This is a genomic window from Tolypothrix sp. VBCCA 56010 (assembly GCF_050875635.1).
In the GTDB taxonomy this organism is placed as follows: domain Bacteria; phylum Cyanobacteriota; class Cyanobacteriia; order Cyanobacteriales; family Nostocaceae; genus Hassallia.
Window position 1 is genome coordinate 23,385 of the sequence record NZ_JBPAOH010000096.1, and the last position, 6,741, is coordinate 30,125.

At 40.9% G+C, this 6,741-nt stretch carries 5 protein-coding genes and 2 pseudogenes; 6 read left to right on the top strand and 1 reads right to left on the bottom strand.

Annotated features, from left to right (window positions below):
• Positions 1-8: 8 nt before the first annotated feature.
• Positions 9-1,424, bottom strand: coding sequence for an isochorismate synthase (locus tag AABK37_RS26735; protein WP_432554537.1), 1,416 nt, complete (start codon positions 1,422-1,424; stop codon positions 9-11).
• A 247-nt stretch (positions 1,425-1,671) separates the two neighbouring features.
• Here AABK37_RS26735 and menA point away from each other — a divergent pair, with 247 nt between their 5' ends.
• The 6 genes and pseudogenes from menA to AABK37_RS26765 all read left to right on the top strand — a co-directional run.
• Positions 1,672-2,574, top strand: coding sequence for a 2-carboxy-1,4-naphthoquinone phytyltransferase (menA, locus tag AABK37_RS26740; RefSeq protein ID WP_432554538.1), 903 nt, complete (start codon positions 1,672-1,674; stop codon positions 2,572-2,574).
• A 153-nt stretch (positions 2,575-2,727) separates the two neighbouring features.
• Positions 2,728-3,888: an o-succinylbenzoate synthase gene (locus tag AABK37_RS26745; RefSeq protein ID WP_432554542.1), complete on the top strand. Its 1,161-nt coding sequence runs from the start codon at positions 2,728-2,730 to the stop codon at positions 3,886-3,888.
• Positions 3,876-5,321, top strand: a complete 1,446-nt coding sequence (locus AABK37_RS26750) for a 2-succinylbenzoate--CoA ligase (protein WP_432554539.1) — start codon at positions 3,876-3,878, stop codon at positions 5,319-5,321. The genes AABK37_RS26745 and AABK37_RS26750 overlap by 13 nt, the downstream gene beginning before the upstream one ends.
• 187 nt (positions 5,322-5,508) lie before the next feature.
• Positions 5,509-6,003, top strand: coding sequence for a helix-turn-helix domain-containing protein (locus tag AABK37_RS26755; protein WP_432554543.1), 495 nt, complete (start codon positions 5,509-5,511; stop codon positions 6,001-6,003).
• A 47-nt stretch (positions 6,004-6,050) separates the two neighbouring features.
• Positions 6,051-6,509 (top strand): annotated as a pseudogene (locus tag AABK37_RS26760) (IS630 family transposase); the annotation flags it as partial.
• A 76-nt stretch (positions 6,510-6,585) separates the two neighbouring features.
• Positions 6,586-6,741, top strand: a pseudogene (locus tag AABK37_RS26765) (IS982 family transposase); the annotation flags it as partial.

Genomic DNA, 6,741 nt, shown 5'->3' on the forward strand with positions numbered 1-6,741 from the left:
CTACTAAATTATACTAATGCTTTTAATAACGCTTGAAGTTTAAGTTGAATTTCTGCTAGTTCTTTGTCGGGATCGGAACCTGCGACGATACCTGCACCTGCGTAAAGTCTAGCGCGATCGCCATCAATCAATGCCGAACGAATTCCGACAATAAACTCACAGTTACCGTCAGAATCTACCCAACCCAAGGGCGCCGCATACAAACCCCTCTCAAAGCTTTCGTGACGAAGAATTTCTGCACAGGCAATATCTCTGGCTGCACCGGCAACGGCTGGTGTAGGATGCAATTGAGCGACTATTTTTAACGGGTGTACGTTAGCGGGAATTATAGCACTAATTGGTGTCCATAAATGCTGAATGTTAGATAATTGTCGCAAGCGCGGTGATAACATTTGCGGTAATAAACCTAGTTCAGATAGGCGCTGAGTGATAAAATCAATTACTAGCGAATGTTCGTGCCTTTCTTTTTGACTATTTAGCAGGCGATCGGCGTTTGCTGCATCTTCAGTTGGTGTTTTACCTCTAGGTGCAGAACCTGCCAAAGCATCAGTAATTAACTGTTTTTTGTGGATACTAATTAACCTTTCTGGACTTGCACCAATAAAGTTTTGTCCCTTACCATTACTTGTAGAAAATACATAACAATTAGGATGTAATTGTCGAAGATTGTTTAAAGATTGAACTAAGTTAAATTTATGACTTGATTTTACATCTAACACATCTGCTAAAACAACTTTGCTCAAGTGATTAGCGCGGATTTGTGATAATGCAGATAAAACCGAAAGTTTAAATTTATCAGGGTTGGGTAGAGTTTTTTTACTGTATTTACGTCGAGAATAATCAATATTTATTGCATTTGCTTCTAAAGATTGAATTTTCTCTACTTGTTCGCAAAGGTTATGTAATAATTTTTGAATATTTACGCTCTTGTTGATGATTGTATTCGCAACTAATATACAGCGTTCATTTTTCACAGCTACTTGCCAACGGGGTAGAAAAATGGTAGCCGCAGGAAATGGATAATCAAGTTGGGCATTTTTATCAAAAAAACTGAAGCAACAAAAAAAGTGAGCGCGAGAAAAAGGTAAATTTGTACTACCAAAATTAATTATATTTTTGAGACAATCTTTGATAAAATTTTCAGCTATAATAAAACGCTCTTTGTCGGCAATTTCTAATTTTGCGATAGCATCAATGGCAGCGATCGCTTCTTTTTTGCCTCTGTTCTCAAAGTAAAAATTTATTTCATTTGCTTGATTAAGTTGAGCAAGTACTATCAACGGATCAACATAGTCAATTTCCAGCGAAATACTGACAATCTGCCGACAATGATTTTGGCGGCAATTTTCTTGAACCGCTAACAGAAATTCGTATAGCTCTTTATTATATACGCTTAAGTTGGCGCGACATGGTGAAACTGTCATGGATCTAAATTTAGTAAACTTTTTTGAAGTTATCTTCCTAAAGTGCAATAATTCGTGGTCGTATTTTTACAGGTAACATATTCAGCCGCTGTTTAACCAGCGTAGTGAGTAAGTGCAAATCACGGTGTTGCAATACCCTTTTAGGTCATGACTAGTTTAAGGCGAATCAGCCACAGAAAAAATGGCGCTCGTTGCACATCTGATTTTTGTTCTGGTACAAGATCGAAACCATAATTGCTTACACAAGATGACTACACTGATTTCATATCCCAACAAAAAGTTATGGATGGCGGCAATTAAACCGCCGATGTACAGCGTTGCTATTATGCCTATCTGGGTAGGAACTGCTGTAGCTTTTGCGGAAACCAGGATTTTTCATGGAGCAGTTTTTTCTACTTTTTTAGCATCTGCAATCTTAATTTTGGCTTGGGAAAATCTCAGTAATGATGTTTTTGATTCCGAGACGGGGATTGATAAAAATAAACATCATTCTTTGGTAAATTTAACTGCCAATAAAGCATTAATATTTGGGTTAGGAAATTCTTGTTTGGGATTAGGTTTACTGGGGATACTAGCAATAGCTTGGTGGCAGCAAGACCTAACTGTGATTGGGATAATTTTGTTGTGCTGTGCCTTGGGCTATATGTACCAAGGACCTCCCTTTCGTTTAGGATACCAGGGCTTAGGGGAAATTCTTTGCTTTTTCGCCTTTGGTCCATTAGCAGTGACGGCAGCATACTACAGTCAAACCCAAAGCTGGAACATGACAAGTTTAGCAGCTTCGGTGTTCGTGGGGATTGCCACGAGTTTAATTTTATTTTGTTCGCACTTTCACCAAGTTAAGGATGACATAGCTGCCGGCAAGCGATCGCCTATCGTCCGTCTCGGTACTGCTAGAGGTGCGAAGGTTTTAACCTGGTTCACGGCAAGTATTTACCCCCTCAACTTGCTGTTTGTACTGTTGGGGATGTTCCCCGTGTGGACATTGCTGAGTTGGGTGAGTTTACCCTTTGCCTTCAAACTTTGCAACCACGTTTTGCAAAATCATAACCAGCCAGAAAAAGTCAGCAACTGTAAATTCATCGCTGTTGCCGTGCATTTTTGGAGTTGCTTGCTTTTCGGTTTGGGTTTTATGCTTTCAGGAGGTTAGTGGATAGTGGATGGTGGATAGTGGGGCATGGGGCATGGGGCATGGGGCATGGCGACTGGAAAAAGAATTATTACCCATTACCCATTACCCATTCCCAATTCCCAATGCCCAATGCCCATTGCCCATTGCCCATTAACAACCAACTTGCAATTGATGCCCTATCGATTTGAGTTTCGTCCTTATCGACGGAGATTTGTGCGTCCCCTGGCTACCAGTCACGGTACTTGGGATATCCGGGACGGTATTATTCTTTGTCTTAGCGATGAAACAAATATTGGTTGGGGAGAAATTGCCCCTATTAGCTGGTTTGGTTCGGAAACCATAGAACAAGCTTTATCGTTTTGTCGCCAACTACCCACGGAAATTACTGAGGAGACGATTTTTTCTATCCCAGATGAGTTACCCGCTTGTCAATTTGGCTTTGAGTCTGCGCTTTGGGGAGGGGGGAGTGGGGAGATGGGGAGAGGGGGGGAATGGGAGACAAGGGGACAAGGGGGACAAGGAGGACAAGGAGGACAGGGGGGACAAGGGGGACAAGGGGGACGAGGGGGACAAGGAGGACAAGGAGGAATATCTTACCCCTCTCCCTTGTCTCCCCCCTCCTCCCCCTCTCCCTTGTCTTCCCCCTCCCCCCCTCTCCCCATCCCCCCCTCTCCCCCTCTCCACTCCCTCACCTACAGTGGGTTATTACCAGCAGGTGAGGCTGTTTTGGAACAATGGCAGAAGTTATGGGAACAAGGATATCGCACGTTTAAGTGGAAAATTGGAGTGTATGCGATCGCCTATGAACTGAAAATTCTTGAGTTACTCACTCAAGCTTTACCATCAAGAGCAAAACTGCGATTAGATGCAAACGGAGGACTCAGCTATGAAGATGCAAATTTATGGCTGTGGACTTGCGATAATCATCAAGCCAATCAAAACCGAGTGGAAATTGAATTTATCGAACAACCGCTAAGAGTAGATCAATTTCAAAGAATGTTGGAATTATCTTATTGCTATGAAACGAAGATAGCTTTAGATGAATCTGTCGCCACACTCAAACAACTTGAATGCTGCTTCCAACAAGGTTGGCGAGACATTTTTGTAATTAAACCGGGAATAGTCGGTTCACCTTTTCGTCTGCGTCAGTTTTGCCAACAACATAAAATTGATGCTGTATTTTCATCCGTATTTGAAACTGAAATTGGCAGACAAGCTGCACTTAAGTTAGCAGCGCAATTATCTCAGCATAATCGCGCAGTTGGATTTGGTGTTAACCATTTTTTTGAACAAGAGAAGGATAATTGGCTTGAAAATCTATGGAAATTTTAGATTATATCAAACGTCAAAATGATGATTGGCTTATCGGATGCGATCGCTTTCATTTTCAACAATTATTTGAAAAGTTTTATTTAGAATTATTAGCATACAAAACACCACAAAAAATCCTTTTAGCTGAACGCGAAACCGTGCGTTTTTTAGCAGGCTTTATCGCCGCATGTGCTGCTAATTGTCCAGTTTTTCTTTGTAACCCCGACTGGGGAAAACAAGAATGGCAAGAAGTATTTAACTTAGTACAACCAAACCTCATTTTAGGAGATGAAGATTCGGGAGGATGGAACAGAATTGTTTATGCCCCATTACCTATGCCCCCTTCGGGTTCGCCAGTCCCCCATCGTGACGGAAACCGCCAAGACGGGGGCTGGACTCACCATTACCTATGCCCCATTCCCAATACAATTATGATTCCTACAGGTGGTTCATCGGGAAAGATTAAATTTGCCATCCATACTTGGGACACCCTCATGGCATCTGTGAAAGGATTTACCGAATATTTTCAGCTAAATAAAGTTAATTCATTTTGTGTATTACCACTATATCACGTCAGCGGTTTAATGCAATTTCTGCGTTCCTTTACCACTGGTGGTAAACTCGCTATTTTCCCCTTTAAAGAAGTAGAATCAAATCAAATATATCATATTGAACCATCGGAATTTTTTATATCTTTAGTTCCAACACAATTACAACGTCTTCTACAAAATCCAGATTTAACAACGTGGCTATCCCAATTTAAAACCGTACTTTTAGGAGGTGCCCCAGCTTGGAATGAACTTTTAGAAAAAGCAAGATTTTACCGCATTCGATTAGCACCAACTTACGGGATGACAGAAACCGCTTCGCAAATTGCCACAGTCAAACCTGACGATTTCCTCAATGGTAAAATTAGCAGCGGTCAAATTCTCCCCCATGCAAAAATAACAATTTGTAATGAACAAGGCGAAATTTTAAATTCAAATCAAAAAGGAAATATAATTATACAATCTCAATCTTTAGCCTTTGGTTACTATCCAGAAATATGGAAAAATAAGGATTATTTACAAGTTGATGATTTAGGTTTCTTAGATGACGAAGGTCATTTAAATATTGTTGGACGTAGTAGTAATAAAATCATTACTGGCGGTGAAAACGTCTACCCAATAGAAATTGAATCAGCAATTAGAGCAACTCAAATGGTAAACGATGTTTGTGTAATTGGCATCCCAGATAAACAATGGGGACAAGCGATAACAGCCATTTATATACCCACAAAAGCAAACATATCTACCTTAGAAATCCAAAACATACTCAAAGATAAACTTTGCAAATTCAAAATTCCCAAACACTGGATTTGCGTCCCAACATTACCTCGTAACACTCAAGGCAAAATCAACCACCAACAGCTACAACAAATAGTAACAAACCTACTCCAAATTTTACCTAAATAATAAACAAGTCTCACGCAGAGGCGCAAAGACGCAAAGAAGAATACAAATACTCGTGACTTTTGCGAGAGATATAATCTCTCTATCCTCTTCCCTTGGCGTCCTTGGCGCTCTTGGCGGTTCATTATTAATACCATTTCTGTATGAAGCTGCGCTAAATTAAAACAAGGGTGCGTTTGGTTTAAACGTGATGGGTTTGAGATTGCAAGTCGAGATTAAAGAAAGCCTTGAAGAATTAGAAAAAGCTGTTAAATATGCAACAACGGCAAGTTGCAAAGAGCGATTACAAATGCTGTACTGGCTTAAAAGTGGTCAAGTCACAAGTCGGCAAGCGATCGCCAAACGTTTAGGACGGGATGAAGCTACCGTAACTCGTTGGTTAAAAAAGTATAAAGACAAGGGACGAAGTGGGTTGCTATGTGTGAAACATGCGCCTGGTAAAGAACCTATAGTTAGTGGAGAAAATTTGGAACGCCTAAAACAGCGATTGTCCGAACCACAAGGATTTCACAGCTACAGTCAAATTCAACAATGGTTAGAGAACGAACTGGGACGTCATATTGCCTACAAAACGGTTTATCAGCTTGTGCGCTACAGTTTAGGTGCCAAACTAAAAGTTCCTCGTCCCAAAAGCCGGAAACAGCATCCAGAAAGCTTATCTCACTTTAAAAAAAACTCCCTCTAGCGCTCAAATTTTTACAAGATGAATTTGGGTCAGGCAAGCGGCTTAGGTATATGTGCCAAGACGAAACCCGCTTGGGATTAAAGACGATTGCGGGACGTTTAATTACCGCTCCCGGTGTCAAACCCATCGGTTTGAGTCAGTGGCAACGTGATAATTTTTACTTGTACGCTGTCGTTGAACCTTTAAGCGGATACAGTTTTTTCTACGAGTTTTCACATCTTGATGGTGATTGTTTTCAGAAGTTTTTAGAGTTGCTCTCAGCAGAACTTGGCGAGGACGTTGCAGTTATCCAATTTGACCAAGGCTCATTTCACACAGTTAAAACTCTTGATTGTCCAGAAAATATTATACCAATTTTTCAGCCCCCTCACTCTCCAGAATTGAACCCAATTGAGAGGTTTTGGGAGTTTATCAAAAGCAAACTGCAATGGGAGAATTGTAAAACCCTTTGCCAACTGCGTCAGAAATTAACTAAGGTGCTAGAAACTATTAACCCAAGTTGCTAGTTACTATGCATAGGCGATCGAGGAAGGGGCACTTAAGCAATAAAATCCCCTCCAGTCAGAAAATTAGGAGGGGTGTATGCTAAACGAAATAATTACCATTTATGCTATCACTGACGATCTCTTAAAGGCGATCGCTCATGACGAAGATTGCCGGAGAATTCCGGAGCGATGCAGAAATTATTACAACTGCGGTCTGTGCTGCAATGTTCTTTGGTGGCAATCACACCAAGGC

Coding starts and splice junctions, on each gene's coding strand:
- AABK37_RS26735 (WP_432554537.1), bottom strand. CDS start 1,424: ATGACAGTTTCACCATGTCGCGCCAACTTAAGCGTATATAATAAAGAG.
- menA (WP_432554538.1), top strand. CDS start 1,672: ATGACTACACTGATTTCATATCCCAACAAAAAGTTATGGATGGCGGCA.
- AABK37_RS26745 (WP_432554542.1), top strand. CDS start 2,728: ATGCCCTATCGATTTGAGTTTCGTCCTTATCGACGGAGATTTGTGCGT.
- AABK37_RS26750 (WP_432554539.1), top strand. CDS start 3,876: ATGGAAATTTTAGATTATATCAAACGTCAAAATGATGATTGGCTTATC.
- AABK37_RS26755 (WP_432554543.1), top strand. CDS start 5,509: ATGGGTTTGAGATTGCAAGTCGAGATTAAAGAAAGCCTTGAAGAATTA.